Source organism: Nocardioides pocheonensis (genome assembly GCF_003725535.1).
Lineage (GTDB): Bacteria > Actinomycetota > Actinomycetes > Propionibacteriales > Nocardioidaceae > Marmoricola > Marmoricola pocheonensis.
Genome location: NZ_RJSF01000015.1, coordinates 1 through 254 on the forward strand (window position 1 = coordinate 1; position 254 = coordinate 254).

1 protein-coding gene is annotated in these 254 nt (G+C 61.8%); it reads left to right on the top strand.

Translation table 11 applies throughout. The features are described 5' to 3' along the window. Positions 1 to 66 precede the first annotated feature (66 nt). On the top strand, positions 67 to 254 hold a 188-nt coding region (locus tag EFL26_RS05830), incomplete at its 3' end, for an MlaD family protein (RefSeq protein ID WP_342773514.1).

A 254-nucleotide genomic window follows, 5' to 3' on the forward strand; every position in this document is an offset into this window, starting at 1 on the left:
GGGATCTCGTATGTGGGTGCTCGGTATGCGCGGTTGGATCGGTTGGTCTATGACTCGGCGTATCGGGTGAATGCGGAGTTTGCGCAGTCGGGTGGGATCTTCACCGGTGCGGAGGTGACCTATCGGGGGGTGAAGGTGGGTCAGGTCTCCGACATGCGGTTGACCCGTGATGGTGTCGATGTGGTGTTGGCGATCGACAAGGGGCACAAGGTGCCGGCGGACACGTTGGCGTTGGTGGGCAACAAGTCGGCGGT